Origin of the sequence: Streptomyces sp. NEAU-sy36 (assembly GCF_013423905.1) — a bacterium.
GTDB lineage: Bacteria > Actinomycetota > Actinomycetes > Streptomycetales > Streptomycetaceae > Streptomyces > Streptomyces misionensis.
Genome location: NZ_CP058977.1, coordinates 2,478,464 through 2,495,662, shown reverse-complemented (window position 1 = coordinate 2,495,662; position 17,199 = coordinate 2,478,464). Strand labels below are relative to the sequence as shown.

Here is a 17,199-nt window from a genome sequence, read left to right as displayed (position 1 = left end):
CCCCTTGGGGACACATGTCCGGCACGCACGCGTGCGGCACCCTTTGCGGCCCCGTCCGCCGCACGGCACGCCGTCAGGGCCAGGTCAGAGCCTTCTCAGGCCCTTGCGGGCGTCACCGCCCGGCGCTGTCCACGACGGCCGACCACTCGTCCAGGAGGGCCTGCGCGGAGGCGTCGTCGGGGCCCTCGGCCCACAGATGGGTGACGGCCTCGGCCGGGTCGGGCAGCACCATCACCCAGCGCCCGTCCGTCTCCACGACCCGCACCCCGTCGGTGGTGTCCACCGACCGGTCTCCGGCCGCCTCGACCACCCGGCGCATCACCAGACCCTTGACGGCCCACGGGGTGGCCAGGTCCCGCTTGAGGACGTGCGCCCGCGGGATCCGCGCGTCGATCTGGCTCAGGGTGAGCTGGGTGCGCGCCACGAGCCCGATCAGCCGTACGAAGGCCGCCGTGCCGTCGAACACGCTGCCGAACTCGGGGACGATGAACCCGCCCTTGCCGTCGCCGCCGAAGATCGTGCCCTCCTCGCCGCCGACGCGCGTGAGGTCGTCCGGCGACGTGGTCGTCCACTCGACCTGGGTGCCGTGGTACGCGGCCACCTGCTCGGCGATCCGGGTCGTGGTGACGGGCAGTGCCACCCGGCCGCTGCGCCGCTCCGCGGCCACCAGGTCCAGCATCACCAGCAGCGCCCGGTCGTCCTCGATGATCCGGCCCTTCTCGTCCACGAGGGACAGCCGCTCGCCGACGGGGTCGAAGCGCACACCGAACGCGGCGCCCGAGGAGGCGACGATCTCACCGAGCCGCACCAGGCCGCTGCGCCGCATCTCGGCCGTCTCGGTGGGCCTGGACTCGTCGAGACCCGGGTTGATGGTCAGGGAGTCCACTCCGAGCTTGCCCAGCAGGCTGGGCAGCACCAGGCCCGCGCTGCCGTTGGAGGCGTCCACGACGACCTTCAGTCCGGACTCGGCGATCCCGGTGGTGTCGACGTTGCGCAGCAGGGAGCCGGTGTACGAGTCGAAGACGCTGGACGGGAAGTACAGGTCGCCGATCTCGCCGGGGAACGCCCGCCGGTACTCCTGGCGCGCGAACACCCGGTCCAGCTTCCGCTGCCCGGCCTGGGACAGGTCGGCGCCCTGTCCGTCGAAGAACATGATGTCGACGGAGTCCGGGACACCGGGCGTGGTGCGGATCATGATGCCGCCGGCGCTGCCCCGCGCGGTCTGCTGCCGGGCCACCGGCAGCGGCACGTTCTCCAGGTCGCGTACGTCGATGGCGCTGGCCTGGAGCGCGGAGATGACCGCCCGCTTGAGCGCCCGGGCGCCTCGGGAGTGGTCTCGGGCGGTGGTGACCGTGGAGCCCTTCTTGAGCGTGGTGGCGTAGGCGCCGGCGAGGCGTACGGCCAGCTCGGGCGTGATCTCCACGTTCAGGATGCCGGACACCCCGCGGGCGCCGAAGAGGTGTGCCTGGCCCCGGGACTCCCAGATCACCGAGGTGTTGACGAAGGCGCCGGCCTCGATGGTCTTGAACGGGTAGACGCGGACGTTGCCCTGCACGATCGATTCTTCGCCGATCAGGCACTCGTCCCCGATGACGGCGCCGTCCTCGATCCGGGCGGCCCGCATGATGTCGGTGTTCTTGCCGACGACACAGCCGCGGAGGTTGCTGTGCTGGCCGACGTACACGTTGTCGTGCACGACCGCCTTGTGCAGGAAGGCTCCGCTCTTGACGACGACGTTCGAGCCGACCACGGTGTGCTCGCGGATCTCGGCACCGGACTCGACCTTCGCGTAGTCGCCGATGTACAGCGGACCGCGCAGTACGGCGTCGGGGTGCACCTCGGCGCCCTCGGCCACCCATACGCCCGGGGAGATCTCGAAGCCGTCGATGTCGACGTTGACCTTGCCTTCGAGCACGTCGGCCTGGGCCTTGACGTAGCTCTCGTGCGTGCCGACGTCCTCCCAGTAGCCCTCGGCGACGTAGCCGTAGATCGGCTTGCCCTCCTTCATCAGTTGAGGGAAGACGTCGCCGGACCAGTCGACCGGAACATCGGGTTCTACGTAGTTGAAGACTTCGGGCTCCATCACGTAGATGCCCGTGTTGACCGTGTCGGAGAAGACCTGGCCCCAGGTCGGCTTCTCCAGGAAGCGTTCGACCTTGCCCTCCTCGTCGACGATGGTGATGCCGAATTCGAGGGGGTTGGGCACCCGGGTCAGGCAGACCGTGACGAGCGCGCCCTTCTCCTTGTGGAAATTGATCAGTTCGGTGAGGTCGAAGTCGGTCAGGGCGTCACCGGAGATGACGAGGAAGGCATCGTCCTTCAATGCCTCTTCGGCGTTCTTGACGCTTCCGGCGGTACCGAGTGGCTTCTCCTCATTGGCGTAGGTGAGCTCCATCCCGAGCTCTTCGCCGTCACCGAAGTAGTTCTTGACGAGCGAGGCAAGGAACTGCACGGTGACCACGGTCTCGGTGAGCCCGTGCCTTTTGAGCAGCCGTAGCACGTGCTCCATGATCGGGCGGTTCGCCACGGGCAGGAGCGGCTTGGGCATGCTTGAGGTCATGGGGCGCAGGCGTGTGCCTTCGCCCCCGGCCATCACGACGGCCTTCATGTCGGAAGCGTCCTCCTTGAAGAGACGACGGTCTAGCCGACTTCACCCGTCCAGATTGTCCCGCACTTTTCCACAGCGGGCCATCGAGGCGTTACGTCAGGACAATCGCCGAGCTCAATCGGCCACGGTGTCCGCACGTACCAATCGGCGGACTTGGACCACATAGAGCACTCCTGCCCACCAATACAGGGTTGTACCCCATCCGGCGAACGCCCATCCGAAAACAGCGGCCAGTGACGCGATCCAACCACTTCCGTCACTGAGGAGCAGGAGCGGGAAGGCGTACATGAGGTTGAACGTGGCGGCCTTCCCGAGGAAGTTGACCTGCGGCGGCGGATACCCGTGCCGGCGGAGGATCCCCACCATCACCAGGAGCATCAGTTCGCGGGCCAGCAGCAGCGCGGTCAGCCAGAGCGGGAGGATTTCCCGCCAGGTGAGGCCGGCCAGCGTGGACAGCACGTAGAGCCGGTCGGCGGCCGGGTCGAGGAGCCGGCCCAGGCTGCTGATCTGGTTCCAGCGCCGGGCGAGTTTGCCGTCCAGGTAGTCGCTGACTCCGCTGAGCGCCAGCACCAGGAGGGCCCATCCATCGCTGTTGGGGCCGCCGAACTCCGGCCTGAGGATCAACCACAGGAACAGGGGTACGCCGACGAGCCGCGCCATGCTGAGGATGTTGGGGATGGTGAGGACCCGGTCTGTCTGGACACGGGTCTCCTGGACCTCCACCCGGGGGCCTCCTGTGGGATACGAGCCAACGATGCTCCCTGACTTTACCCCAACGCAAAAAAGCTCCGGCTCTCGGGCTGGTGCCCAAGAGCCGGAGCTACAAAAGGAGTTCGGCGGCGTCCTACTCTCCCACAGGGTCCCCCCTGCAGTACCATCGGCGCTGTGAGGCTTAGCTTCCGGGTTCGGAATGTAACCGGGCGTTTCCCTCACGCTATAACCACCGAAACACTATGAAACTGACAACCAGCACAATGGTTGTTCGTGGTTTCAGAACCAACACAGTGGACGCGAGCAACTGAGGACAAGCCCTCGGCCTATTAGTACCGGTCACCTCCACCAGTTACCTGGCTTCCAGATCCGGCCTATCAACCCAGTCGTCTACTGGGAGCCTTACCCCATCAAGTGGGTGGGAGTCCTCATCTCGAAGCAGGCTTCCCGCTTAGATGCTTTCAGCGGTTATCCCTCCCGAACGTAGCCAACCAGCCATGCCCTTGGCAGAACAACTGGCACACCAGAGGTTCGTCCGTCCCGGTCCTCTCGTACTAGGGACAGCCCTTCTCAAGACTCCTACGCGCACAGCGGATAGGGACCGAACTGTCTCACGACGTTCTAAACCCAGCTCGCGTACCGCTTTAATGGGCGAACAGCCCAACCCTTGGGACCGACTCCAGCCCCAGGATGCGACGAGCCGACATCGAGGTGCCAAACCATCCCGTCGATATGGACTCTTGGGGAAGATCAGCCTGTTATCCCCGGGGTACCTTTTATCCGTTGAGCGACGGCGCTTCCACAAGCCACCGCCGGATCACTAGTCCCGACTTTCGTCCCTGCTCGACCCGTCGGTCTCACAGTCAAGCTCCCTTGTGCACTTACACTCAACACCTGATTGCCAACCAGGCTGAGGGAACCTTTGGGCGCCTCCGTTACCCTTTAGGAGGCAACCGCCCCAGTTAAACTACCCATCAGACACTGTCCCTGATCCGGATCACGGACCCAGGTTAGACATCCAGCACGACCAGACTGGTATTTCAACGACGACTCCACAACCACTGGCGTGGCCGCTTCAAAGTCTCCCAGCTATCCTACACAAGCCGAACCGAACACCAATATCAAACTGTAGTAAAGGTCCCGGGGTCTTTCCGTCCTGCTGCGCGAAACGAGCATCTTTACTCGTAGTGCAATTTCACCGGGCCTATGGTTGAGACAGTCGAGAAGTCGTTACGCCATTCGTGCAGGTCGGAACTTACCCGACAAGGAATTTCGCTACCTTAGGATGGTTATAGTTACCACCGCCGTTTACTGGCGCTTAAGTTCTCAGCTTCGCCCCACCGAAGTGAAGCTAACCGGTCCCCTTAACGTTCCAGCACCGGGCAGGCGTCAGTCCGTATACATCGCCTTACGGCTTCGCACGGACCTGTGTTTTTAGTAAACAGTCGCTTCTCGCTGGTCTCTGCGGCCACCCCCAGCTCAGACCGTAAAGATCGTCACCAGGTGTGGCCCCCCTTCTCCCGAAGTTACGGGGGCATTTTGCCGAGTTCCTTAACCATAGTTCACCCGAACGCCTCGGTATTCTCTACCTGACCACCTGAGTCGGTTTAGGGTACGGGCCGCCATGAAACTCGCTAGAGGCTTTTCTCGACAGCATAGGATCATCCACTTCACCACAATCGGCTCGGCATCAGGTCTCACCCTGCATGAGCGGCGGATTTACCTACCACTCGGGCTACACCCTTACCCCGGGACAACCACCGCCCGGGATGGACTACCTTCCTGCGTCACCCCATCACTCACCTACTAACCGCTTGGTTCAGCGGCTCCACCACTCCCCTTCACCCGAAGGATCCAGGGCGGCTTCACGGCCTTAGCATCACGATGCTCGATGTTTGACGCTTCACAGCGGGTACCGGAATATCAACCGGTTATCCATCGACTACGCCTGTCGGCCTCGCCTTAGGTCCCGACTTACCCTGGGCAGATCAGCTTGACCCAGGAACCCTTAGTCAATCGGCGCACACGTTTCTCACGTGTGAATCGCTACTCATGCCTGCATTCTCACTCGTCAACCGTCCACAACTACCTTCCGGTGCTGCTTCACCCGGCAGACGACGCTCCCCTACCCATCACAACACCCGTTAGGGCTATATGCTGCAATGACACGACTTCGGCGGTACGCTTGAGCCCCGCTACATTGTCGGCGCGGAATCACTAGACCAGTGAGCTATTACGCACTCTTTCAAGGGTGGCTGCTTCTAAGCCAACCTCCTGGTTGTCTGTGCGACTCCACATCCTTTCCCACTTAGCGTACGCTTGGGGGCCTTAGTCGATGCTCTGGGCTGTTTCCCTCTCGACCATGGAGCTTATCCCCCACAGTCTCACTGCCGCGCTCTCACTTACCGGCATTCGGAGTTTGGCTAAGGTCAGTAACCCGGTAGGGCCCATCGCCTATCCAGTGCTCTACCTCCGGCAAGAAACACACGACGCTGCACCTAAATGCATTTCGGGGAGAACCAGCTATCACGGAGTTTGATTAGCCTTTCACCCCTAACCACAGGTCATCCCCCAGGTTTTCAACCCTGGTGGGTTCGGTCCTCCACGAAGTCTTACCTCCGCTTCAACCTGCCCATGGCTAGATCACTCCGCTTCGGGTCTTGAGCGTGCTACTAAAACGCCCTATTCGGACTCGCTTTCGCTACGGCTTCCCCACCCGGGTTAACCTCGCAACACACCGCAAACTCGCAGGCTCATTCTTCAAAAGGCACGCAGTCACGAGAAGCACCGAAGTGCTTCCGACGCTCCCACGGCTTGTAGGCACACGGTTTCAGGTACTATTTCACTCCCCTCCCGGGGTACTTTTCACCATTCCCTCACGGTACTATCCGCTATCGGTCACCAGGGAATATTTAGGCTTAGCGGGTGGTCCCGCCAGATTCACACGGGATTTCTCGGGCCCCGTGCTACTTGGGTGTCTCTCAAGCAAGCCGCTGACATTTCGACTACGGGGGTCTTACCCTCTACGCCGGACCTTTCGCATGTCCTTCGCCTACATCAACGGTTTCTAACTCGCCCTACGGCCGGCAGACCGTAGAAGAGAGATCCCACAACCCCGCACACGCAACCCCTGCCGGGTCTCACACGCATACGGTTTGGCCTCATCCGGTTTCGCTCGCCACTACTCCCGGAATCACGGTTGTTTTCTCTTCCTGAGGGTACTGAGATGTTTCACTTCCCCTCGTTCCCTCCACACTGCCTATGTGTTCAGCAGCGGGTGACAGCCCATGACGACTGCCGGGTTTCCCCATTCGGAAACCCCCGGATCAAAGCCTGGTTGACGACTCCCCGGGGACTATCGCGGCCTCCCACGTCCTTCATCGGTTCCTGGTGCCAAGGCATCCACCGTGCGCCCTTAAAAACTTGGCCACAGATGCTCGCGTCCACTGTGCAGTTCTCAAACAACGACCAGCCACCCATCACCCCGAACCCAAAGGATCCGAGTGCACTGGGGCCGGCGACTGAGGAGAAGTTCATTCCCTCAGACACCCAACAGCGTGCCCGACACCCCCGCCGCCCTCTCATCCGTTCCACGCCGAAGCAGTACTAGGAAGAAGAGCCATCCGAAGAGTGCCGAGTAGTCAACGTTCCACCCATGAGCAACCAGCATCAGACATTCGCTGATGTACTGGCCTCTGACCAGGCAAGCCCGGTAAGAAGTGCTCCTTAGAAAGGAGGTGATCCAGCCGCACCTTCCGGTACGGCTACCTTGTTACGACTTCGTCCCAATCGCCAGTCCCACCTTCGACAGCTCCCTCCCACAAGGGGTTGGGCCACCGGCTTCGGGTGTTACCGACTTTCGTGACGTGACGGGCGGTGTGTACAAGGCCCGGGAACGTATTCACCGCAGCAATGCTGATCTGCGATTACTAGCGACTCCGACTTCATGGGGTCGAGTTGCAGACCCCAATCCGAACTGAGACCGGCTTTTTGAGATTCGCTCCACCTCACGGTATCGCAGCTCATTGTACCGGCCATTGTAGCACGTGTGCAGCCCAAGACATAAGGGGCATGATGACTTGACGTCGTCCCCACCTTCCTCCGAGTTGACCCCGGCGGTCTCCCGTGAGTCCCCAGCACCACAAGGGCCTGCTGGCAACACGGGACAAGGGTTGCGCTCGTTGCGGGACTTAACCCAACATCTCACGACACGAGCTGACGACAGCCATGCACCACCTGTACACCGACCACAAGGGGGGCACTATCTCTAATGCTTTCCGGTGTATGTCAAGCCTTGGTAAGGTTCTTCGCGTTGCGTCGAATTAAGCCACATGCTCCGCCGCTTGTGCGGGCCCCCGTCAATTCCTTTGAGTTTTAGCCTTGCGGCCGTACTCCCCAGGCGGGGCACTTAATGCGTTAGCTGCGGCACGGACAACGTGGAATGTTGCCCACACCTAGTGCCCACCGTTTACGGCGTGGACTACCAGGGTATCTAATCCTGTTCGCTCCCCACGCTTTCGCTCCTCAGCGTCAGTATCGGCCCAGAGATCCGCCTTCGCCACCGGTGTTCCTCCTGATATCTGCGCATTTCACCGCTACACCAGGAATTCCGATCTCCCCTACCGAACTCTAGCCTGCCCGTATCGACTGCAGACCCGGGGTTAAGCCCCGGGCTTTCACAACCGACGTGACAAGCCGCCTACGAGCTCTTTACGCCCAATAATTCCGGACAACGCTTGCGCCCTACGTATTACCGCGGCTGCTGGCACGTAGTTAGCCGGCGCTTCTTCTGCAGGTACCGTCACTTTCGCTTCTTCCCTGCTGAAAGAGGTTTACAACCCGAAGGCCGTCATCCCTCACGCGGCGTCGCTGCATCAGGCTTTCGCCCATTGTGCAATATTCCCCACTGCTGCCTCCCGTAGGAGTCTGGGCCGTGTCTCAGTCCCAGTGTGGCCGGTCGCCCTCTCAGGCCGGCTACCCGTCGTCGCCTTGGTGAGCCATTACCTCACCAACAAGCTGATAGGCCGCGGGCTCATCCTGCACCGCCGGAGCTTTACACCATCAAGGATGCCCAAGATGGTCATATCCGGTATTAGACCCCGTTTCCAGGGCTTGTCCCAGAGTGCAGGGCAGATTGCCCACGTGTTACTCACCCGTTCGCCACTAATCCACCCCGAAGGGCTTCATCGTTCGACTTGCATGTGTTAAGCACGCCGCCAGCGTTCGTCCTGAGCCAGGATCAAACTCTCCGTGAATGTTTACCGGTAATCCAGTGACACACACGGGAGCGGAACCAAGAGGAGGAATAGTCCCCTCGGTCCTCAGCGTCCTCGCTGTGTTTTTTCAAAGGAACCTCGACCATCGGTGATCCGATGGACGGGGTATCAACATATCTGGCGTTGACTTTTGGCACGCTGTTGAGTTCTCAAGGAACGGTCGCTTCCTTTGTACTCACCCTCTCGGGCTTTCCTCCGGGCGCTTCCCTTTCGGTGTTTCAAACTCTATCAGGCTTTTTCCGTCTCTCTGACCACCCTCCCGCAGGCATGCGGAAGGAGATCCAGAGTTAGGATCCGACGAGTTTGGTTTCTGTCAGGCGACGGCACTCTCGCGCCGCTCCGTCCCGAGCAGGAGTACGACTGTACACGCGGCTCCGAAGAGGGTGCAAATCCAGTAGGTTGGTGGTCTAGACCACTAGCTGGTAGCTTTCATCCGGAACCGCCACTTCACATGACATACCCTGCTGCTCAGGCTCGCGAGCAGCTCCACTTCTGGGAGGCTCCCATGACCACCGTGACGTCCCCTCTCGCCGGACGCGCCATCGGGCTGGCCGCCGTGCCGGACCCGGTCTTCGCCGGGGCGATGGTCGGGCCCGGTACCGCGATCGATCCCGCGCGGGAGCCCTCGGAGGCCGTGTCGCCCGTGACGGGTGTGATCGTCTCCCTGCACCCGCACGCCTTCGTCGTCGTCGACGAGCAGGGGCACGGGGTGCTCACCCACCTCGGTATCGACACGGTGCAGCTCAACGGCGAGGGCTTCGAGCTGCTCGTCGGCAAGGGCGACACCGTGACCCGCGGCCAGGCCGTCGTGCGCTGGAACCCCGCGGCCGTCGAGGAGGCCGGCAAGTCCCCGGTCTGCCCCGTCGTCGCGCTGGAGGCCACGGCCGACGCCCTCTCCGACCTCCGCGACAGCGGTGATGTGAAGGCCGGCGACTGCCTCTTCTCCTGGAACTGACGGCAGTCGCCGTCAGAAGGACGGCGGAACAGGACGACCACCGCGGCGGGGGGCCGCCGCACTATCCGGAGACGGGTGAGATGGAGACAACGCTGCGAGGCGTCGGTGTGAGCCATGGCGTGGCGATCGGCGAGGTCCGGCACATGGGCACGGCGGTGCTGGAGCCGCCGGCCAAGCAGATCCCCGCGCAGGAGGCGGGCCGGGAGCAGGGACGCGCCCGACAGGCGGTGGACGCGGTGGCCGCCGACCTGACGGCGCGCGGCAACCTGGCGGGTGGCGAGGCCCAGGCCGTGCTCGAAGCACAGGCCATGATGGCCCAGGACCCCGAGCTGATGGCGGATGTGGAGCGGCGGATCGCCGTCGGCAGCACCGCCGAGCGCGCGGTGTACGACGCGTTCGCGGCCTACCGGGAGCTGCTGGCCGGGGCGGGCGAGTACCTCGCCGGGCGGGTGGCGGACCTCGACGACGTGCGGAACCGTATCGTCGCCCGGCTGCTGGGCGTTCCCATGCCGGGTGTGCCGGACAGCGACCACCCCTATGTCCTGGTGGCGCGGGACCTGGCGCCCGCCGACACGGCGCTGCTCGACCCTTCCCTGGTGCTCGGCTTCGTGACCGAGGAGGGCGGGCCGACCAGTCACAGCGCGATCCTGGCCCGGGCGCTCGGCGTGCCGGCCGTGGTGGCGCTGCCCGGTGCGGTGGAGCTGGCCGAGGGCACGGTGGTCGCGGTGGACGGCAGCACCGGTGACGTCTTCGTGAACCCGAGCGAGGAGAGCCGGGAGCGGCTGGCGGCGGAGGCCGCGGAGCGCAGGGCGGCGCTGGCCGCCTCGACGGGGCCGGGTGCGACGGCGGACGGTCACCAGGTGCCGCTGCTGGCCAATGTGGGCGGCCCCGCGGACGTGCCGGCGGCCGTGGCGGCCGGGGCCGAGGGCGTCGGTCTGTTCCGTACCGAGTTCCTGTTCCTGGACGACAGTGAGCGCGCTCCGTCCGAGGAGAAGCAGATCGCGGCCTACCGGCAGGTGCTGGAGGCGTTCCCCGAGGGCCGGGTCGTCGTGCGCGTGCTGGACGCGGGCGCGGACAAGCCCCTGGCGTTCCTGACCCCGGCGGACGAGCCGAACCCTGCCCTGGGCGTGCGGGGCCTGCGGACGCTGCTGGACCACCCCGAGGTGCTGCGCACCCAGCTGACCGCGCTGGCGAAGGCCGCGCGGGGGCTGCCCGTCCACCTTGAGGTGATGGCGCCGATGGTGGCGGACCGCGCCGACGCGAAGGCGTTCGCGGACGCCTGCCGGGAGGCGGGGCTGACGGCGAAGTTCGGGGCCATGGTGGAGATCCCGTCGGCCGCGCTGCGGGCGCGTTCGATCCTCCAGGAGGTCGAGTTCCTGTCGTTGGGGACCAATGACCTCGCGCAGTACACGTTCGCGGCGGACCGGCAGGTGGGCGCGGTGTCGCGGTTGCAGGATCCGTGGCAGCCGGCGCTGCTGGACCTGGTGGCGCTGTCCGCGGAGGCGGCCCGTGCCGAGGGCAAGAGCTGCGGTGTGTGCGGTGAGGCGGCGTCCGATCCGCTGCTGGCCTGTGTGCTGACCGGGCTGGGTGTCACCTCCTTGTCCATGGGCGCGGCGTCGATTCCGTACGTCCGTGCTGCGCTGGCGAAGTACACGCTGGCGCAGTGCGAGCGGGCCGCGGCGGCGGCGCGTGCGGCGGACAGTGCCGAGGAGGCGCGCGGCGCGGCTCGGGGTGTGCTGTCCGGCGAGTAGCCGACCGGTGGTGGTACCGGTACCGGCGGGTGCGCCGGGTGCCGGGTGTCAGGGGCGTCCCGCCTTCGGGTGGGGCGCCCCTGGCGTGTGCGGTGCCGGGTCAGTGGCGGTGGTCGTCGGCTCCGCGCTCCTCGCCGAGGTCGGGCGGTGCGCAGTAGTCGACGCCGGGTTCCGGGGCGATGAGGTCGCCGGTCTCGGCGTCGGTGCAGTAGGCGTCGAACACCTCGGCCGCGGTGAGTGGTTCGAGGGCGCCGGCGCGCAGCCGCCAGCCGTGGACGCGGTCGGGGGTGCCCGGGGCGCTGGTGCGCAGCACCAGTCCGCCGGGGCTGCGGGTGGCGAGGCCCAGGGCGAGGACGCTGGTGAACTCCAGCGCCTCGGCCTCGTCGAGCCGGGTGGCGCCGTGGATGTCCGGGTCGCCGTGGAGGACCGAGACCAGGGTGTCCGGGGGTCCGGTGACGGTGCAGACGAGGTGCCGGTCCCCGGGCGGCGCGGTGTCGAGGATGCGGACCAGGAGGTCGGAGGCTCGGGTGAAGGCCGCGCGGCCGATGTCCTCGCCGCAGGTGGGGCAGGGGCCGAGGCGGGTGAGCAGAGTGGTGGCGTACTCCCAGGTGGCCCGGCGGACGGCTTCGTCCACGAGGGCGGGGACGAGGGTGGCGAGCGGGCTGCCGTCGTAGGGGATGGTGGGGCCGGTGGCGGCGAGTTCGGCGGTGAAGCGGGTGCGGGTGGCGGGGAGGTCGGGGTCCAGGCCGGTCTCGGCGCAGTAGGCGGCGTAGTCCTCGGGGTCGAACAGGGCGAGTGTGGTGTGGCCGCCGCCCGCGGCACGGTCTCGGAGGACGGCTTCCAGCTGCCGGAGGTAGGTCGCGTGGTCGTCGAAGGTGAAGCTGCGATAGCGCCGCATGGCGCGGAAGTCGTGTTCGTCGGCGAGCAGGCCGATGGTGCCCGCGATCTCGCGGTGCAGGACGCTGCGTGTGCTCTCGTGGTCGGTGTGCGCCATGTTTCCCCCATTGCGCGCGGTCGTATCAGTGCTCACTCACCGTAATCGGCGGCACTGACAATGAGGGGTGCACGGCGCTGATCTGGTGTTTTCGCGGTTCGTGCGGGCGGCGCGGACGGTGCCGCGCCGCGCGCACGGGGGTCGGCGGGTCAGGCGCGCTTGCGGGCCAGTTCCTCGTAGAAGGCGAGCAGGGCGAGGTCGTCGATGGAGCCGGGGTTGACCGCCTTCTCCAGCGGGGTGCCCTGGAGGAGGCGCTTGACGGGGACCTCGATGCGCTTGCCGGTGAGGGTGTGCGGGACGCCGGGGACCTCGATGATCTCGTCGGGGATGTGGCGGGGCGAGAGGTGTTCGCGGATGGCCCGCTTGATCCGGTCGACGAGGGCGTCGTCCAGGGCGGCGCCCGGGGCGAGGTGGACGAACAGGGGCATCCAGTAGCCGCCGTCGGGCTGTTCGATGCCGATGACGAGGGATTCCTTGATCTCGGGCAGGCGCTCGACGACCTCGTAGATGTCGGCGGAGCCCATGCGGACGCCCTGCCGGTTGAGGGTGGAGTCGGAGCGGCCGTGGATGATCACGGTGCCGCGGGAGGTGAGGGTGATCCAGTCGCCGTGACGCCAGACGCCGGGGTAGGTGTCGAAGTAGCTGTCGTGGTAGCGGCTGCCGTCGGGGTCGTTCCAGAAGCGGACCGGCATGGACGGCATGGGCTGGGTGACGACGAGTTCGCCCACCTCGTCCACGACGGGGTGGCCGCTGGGGTCCCAGGCCTGGAGGTCGGTGCCGAGACCCGGGGCCTGGAGTTCGCCGGTGTACACGGGCAGCGTCGGTACGGCGCCCGCGAAGCAGGAGCAGACGTCGGTGCCGCCGCTGACGGAGGCGATCCAGAGGTCGTCGCGGACCTCGTCGTGCAGCCAGCGGAAGCCGTCCGGCGGGAGCGGGGAGCCGGTGGTGGCGACGCACTTGACGCGGGAGAGGTCGTAGTCGCGGGCCGGGTGGACGCCGGCCTTGCGGCAGGCCATGACGTAGGCGGCGGAGGTGCCGTAGAGGGTGGCGCCGGTGCGTTCGGCGACCTTCCACTGGGCGCCGGTGTCGGGGTGGCCGGGGCTGCCGTCGTACAGGACGATCGTCGTTCCGGTGAGCAGGCCGGAGACGAGGAAGTTCCACATCATCCAGCCGGTCGAGGTGTACCAGAAGAAGCGGTCCTCCGGGCCGAGGTCGCAGTGCAGGCCCAGTTGCTTGAGGTGTTCGACCAGGATGCCGCCCTGGGACTGGACGATGGCCTTGGGCAGTCCGGTCGTGCCGGAGGAGTAGAGCACCCACAGCGGGTGGTCGAAGGGAACCTGCTCGAAGACGGGTTCGGTGTCGCCCGCGGTCAGGGCGGACCATTCGAGGGTGCCGTCGGGGGCCTCGGTGCCGAGCAGCGGGATGTGCACGACGGCCCGCAGGGTGGGCAGTTCGCGGCGGAGTTCGGCGACGGTCTCGCGGCGGTCGTGCTCCTTGCCGCCGTAGCGGTAGCCGTCGACGGTGAACAGGACGACGGGTTCGACCTGCTGGAAGCGGTCGAGGACGCTGCGCGCGCCGAAGTCGGGGGCGCATGAGGTCCAGACGGCGCCGACGGCGGCGGTCGCGAGGAGGGCGACGACGGCCTGGGGGATGTTGGGGAGGTAGCCGCTGACCCGGTCGCCGGGGCGCACGCCGAGGGCGCGCAGTTCGGCGGCGAGGGAGCCGACCTGGCGGCGCAGTTCGGACCAGGTGACGGGCCGTGGTTCGTGGGTCTCGTCCACGTGCACCAGGGCGGGCTGGTCGGCGCGGTCGGCGGCGGCGCGCAGGGCGTGTTCGGCGTAGTTGAGGGTGGCGCCGGGGAACCACTGGGCGCCTGGCATGGCGCGGTCGCCGAGGACCTGCGTGTACGGGGTCGAGAAGCGCACGTCGAAGAAGTCGGTGACGGCTTTCCAGAAGGTGTCCAGGTGGTCCACGGACCATCGGTGCAGGGCGGCGTAGCCGCCGTCGGCCGGCGCCCCGTGCCGGGCTGCGGCCCAGGCCTGGAAGGTGGTGATGCGTGCCTCGGCGATCCGCTCGGGATCGGGCTGCCAGAGCGGCTGGGGGTTCGCGGTCGACATTGGGGCGGCTCCCGGGCTGTGCGCGTCGTGTGCGTCGGTCCGCGCACGGCTGGGGTGTGCGCGTGACGCGGCTGACAGGGACGATGCCATGTGATCGACTTCCGCACCAGGGGTGCTTCATATCATCCGAGTGGTGAAAGGCACCCCGGCGCAGGTGAACGGAAATTGAACGGCACGCGCGGCCGGGGCGCTCGGTGGCAGGGTGAGCAGCATGGACGGTCGTGACCTGGTGCGTTCGGTGCGTGTGATCGGTTCGGGGCGGGCGGCGCGGGGGGTGCGGGCGGCGTGGCGCAGACGGCGGATCGACGCCGCCGGGCTGCCCCGGCGGGGGGCGGAGCGAGCGCGGGTCCCGGGGCGGGTGGAGGATGCGCGGCCGGGCCCCGGTGGCGGGGTGATCCGGTTCAGCCGCTCCGAGCTGCGGATCACGGTGGCGGTGAACGGGGCGGTGTTCTGGGGCTGGGACGGAGCGGAACCGCAGCCGTCGTACGCGCTGGCGGGGAGTTGTCCCGAGCCGGATCCGCGGGCGGTGCTGGAACCGGACACGGACGGCGGCTGGCGGGTGGTGGCCGAGCGGGTGACCGTCGTGGTCTCCCGGCACGGCGCGGTGGACGTGTGCACGCCGGGCGGGGTGGTGTTGCGGCGGGAGCTGCCGCCGCGCTGGTGGGAGCCGGTCGGCGGCGGTCCGGGGCGGTGGCTGCAGCGGTCGGAGGTGGCGGCGGACGCCCGGTTCTTCGGGCTCGGCGGGCGTGCGTCGGGACCGCGGCTGCGGGACGGCTCGTACCGGCTGTGGAACACCGATCCCGGGGACGCGTTCGGCCCCGGCGACGATCCGTTGTACCTGACGATGCCGGTGCAGCTGGTGGTGGCGGACGCCGGGACGCACCTGATCTTCCACGACACCACCTGGGACGGCACGGTGGTGCTGCGCGAGGGCGAGGAGGGCGCGGGGTCCGGGCACGACCGGGCGGGCCACTGCGAACTGCGGATGGACGGCGGTCCGCTGCGCTGCTGGGTGATGGTGGGGGCGCCGTCGCGCGTTCTGCACACCTGGGCCGCGCTGACGGGGGCGCCCGCGCTGCCGCCGTCCTGGGCACTCGGCCACCACCACGCGCGGTGGGGGTTCGGCGGCGAGCAGGAGTTGCGCCGGATCGTGGCGGGCTACCAGGAGCGGGACCTGCCGCTGGACGCCGTCCATCTGGACATCGACCACTACGACGACCACCAGGTGTTCACCGTCGACCGGGAGCGGTTCCCGAAGCTGCCGGTGCTCGCCGAGGAACTGCGCCGGGACGGGATCCGGCTGGTGTCGATCGTCGACCCGGCGGTGAAGGCGGTCGCGGGGAACGCGGTGCACGACAGCGGGGCGGCGGTGGACGCGTTCGTGCGGGACGCGTCGGGGCGGCCGGTGCGGGGCGTGGTGTGGGCCGGCGAGTCGGTGTACCCGGACTTCACGGACCCGCGGGTGCGCGCGTGGTGGGGCGGGCTGTACGCGGAGCGGCTGGCGCAGGGGTTCGCCGGGTTCTGGCACGACATGAACGAGCCGGTGTCCTTCAACGCCTTCGGGGAGCCGACGCTGCCGCGTTCGGCCCGGCACGCCCTGGAGGGGCGCGGTGGGGACCACCGCGAGGCGCACAACGTGTACGGGTTGTGCATGGCGCGGGCGGGCTACGAGGGATTGCGCGAACTGGCGCCCGAGGAGCGGCCGTTCCTGCTCTCGCGGTCCGGCTGGGCGGGGATGCAACGCTACGGCGGCACGTGGTCCGGTGCGGTGGCGACGGGCTGGCCGGGGCTGCGGGCGTCGCTGTCGCTGGTGCTGGGGCTCGGTCTGTGCGGGGTGCCGTACTCGGGTCCCGGCGTCGGCGGGTTCGACGGCAGCCCCTCGCCGGAGCTGTATCTGCGCTGGTTCCAGCTCGGCGCGTACCTGCCGCTGTTCCGCACCCACGCCGGGCCGCGCGCGGGGCGCCGGGAGCCGTGGGAGTTCGGGCCCGAGGTGCTGGAGCACGCGCGGGCGGCGCTGCGGGAGCGCCGGCGGCTGCTGCCGTACTTCGTGACGCTGGCCCATCTGGCCCGGCGGACCGGCGCGCCCTATGTGCGGCCGGTGTGGTGGGGGGCGCCGGAGGACCGGGCGCTGCGGGACTGCGAGGACGCCTTCCTGCTGGGCGACGGCCTGCTGGTGGCGCCCGTCCTCGAGCCCGGCGCCGACCGGCGGACGGTGCGGTTGCCGCGGGGTCGCTGGTACGACACGGCGACGGAGCGGGCCTACGAGGGTCCGGCACAGGTGGTCGTGGCGGCATCGCCGGAGCGGATACCGGTGTTCGCGCGGGCGGGCGCGGTGCTGCCCGTGCGCGGTGACGAGGGACCGGAACTGGAGGCATGGGCACCGGCACCCGGCCGCACCGGGGGCGGACTGGTGGTGCCAGACGCGGGCGACGGCTGGGAGGAGCCGGATCTCGAACGGTACGTCGCCCGCAGGCAGGGCGGGAGCGTGCTGGTCACTCGGGAGGGAGAGGACGGGTCGAGCACTCCGCCCTGGCCGGTGCGGGTGCGGGGGCTCGGGTGAGACGGGCGGGGCCGGGAGTCCGGTGAGGCGATGTGGGGGCGCGGGTGAGGCCGGCCGACCGGGACGGGCGTCGGGATCGGAGGGCGGCTGGTCGTTCAGGCGGATGCACGGGCTCCGGCGAAACCCACCGACCCGGGCAGGCATCGGGATCCGAGGCCAGCTGATCGCTCAGGCGAGTGCACGGGCACCGGCGAAACCCACCGACCCGGGCAGGCATCGGGATCCGA

The 17,199-nt window shown here is 67.4% G+C and carries 7 protein-coding genes and 3 rRNA genes; 3 read left to right on the top strand and 7 right to left on the bottom strand.

Annotated features, from left to right (window positions below; all coding sequences use genetic code 11):
* Positions 1 to 112 precede the first annotated feature (112 nt).
* The 5 genes from HZZ00_RS11495 to HZZ00_RS11475 form a co-directional block, all read right to left on the bottom strand.
* On the bottom strand, positions 113 to 2,608 hold the full coding sequence (locus tag HZZ00_RS11495) for a mannose-1-phosphate guanyltransferase (protein ID WP_180332086.1): 2,496 nt from the start codon (positions 2,606 to 2,608) through the stop codon (positions 113 to 115).
* Between the two features lie 114 nt (positions 2,609 to 2,722).
* On the bottom strand, positions 2,723 to 3,331 hold the full coding sequence (locus tag HZZ00_RS11490) for a CDP-alcohol phosphatidyltransferase family protein (RefSeq protein ID WP_180332085.1): 609 nt from the start codon (positions 3,329 to 3,331) through the stop codon (positions 2,723 to 2,725).
* A 108-nt stretch (positions 3,332 to 3,439) separates the two neighbouring features.
* A 5S ribosomal RNA gene (gene rrf, locus HZZ00_RS11485) occupies positions 3,440 to 3,556 on the bottom strand.
* 72 nt (positions 3,557 to 3,628) lie between these two features.
* Positions 3,629 to 6,748, bottom strand: a 23S ribosomal RNA gene (locus tag HZZ00_RS11480).
* 301 nt (positions 6,749 to 7,049) lie between these two features.
* Positions 7,050 to 8,574, bottom strand: a 16S ribosomal RNA gene (locus HZZ00_RS11475).
* Together the 16S, 23S and 5S rRNA genes form the textbook arrangement of a ribosomal RNA operon.
* 526 nt (positions 8,575 to 9,100) lie before the next feature.
* Between HZZ00_RS11475 and HZZ00_RS11470 the strand changes: the two genes are divergently transcribed.
* A complete protein-coding gene (locus tag HZZ00_RS11470; RefSeq protein WP_180332084.1) occupies positions 9,101 to 9,550 on the top strand; it encodes a PTS glucose transporter subunit IIA in 450 nt (149 codons plus the stop codon).
* 80 nt (positions 9,551 to 9,630) lie between these two features.
* Complete coding sequence (ptsP, locus tag HZZ00_RS11465) at positions 9,631 to 11,301, top strand: phosphoenolpyruvate--protein phosphotransferase (RefSeq protein ID WP_180332083.1); 1,671 nt, start codon at positions 9,631 to 9,633, stop codon at positions 11,299 to 11,301.
* A 100-nt stretch (positions 11,302 to 11,401) separates the two neighbouring features.
* Here ptsP and HZZ00_RS11460 read toward each other — a convergent pair whose 3' ends face one another.
* Positions 11,402 to 12,295, bottom strand: a complete 894-nt coding sequence (locus HZZ00_RS11460) for a hypothetical protein (RefSeq protein ID WP_180332082.1) — start codon at positions 12,293 to 12,295, stop codon at positions 11,402 to 11,404.
* 149 nt (positions 12,296 to 12,444) lie between these two features.
* The gene (locus HZZ00_RS11455) at positions 12,445 to 14,412 is read right to left on the bottom strand and encodes an acetoacetate--CoA ligase (RefSeq protein ID WP_180332081.1); all 1,968 of its coding nucleotides are present in this window, start codon (positions 14,410 to 14,412) and stop codon (positions 12,445 to 12,447) included.
* A 211-nt stretch (positions 14,413 to 14,623) separates the two neighbouring features.
* Between HZZ00_RS11455 and HZZ00_RS11450 the strand changes: the two genes are divergently transcribed.
* Positions 14,624 to 16,972: a TIM-barrel domain-containing protein gene (locus tag HZZ00_RS11450; protein WP_180332080.1), complete on the top strand. Its 2,349-nt coding sequence runs from the start codon at positions 14,624 to 14,626 to the stop codon at positions 16,970 to 16,972.
* Positions 16,973 to 17,199 lie beyond the last annotated feature (227 nt).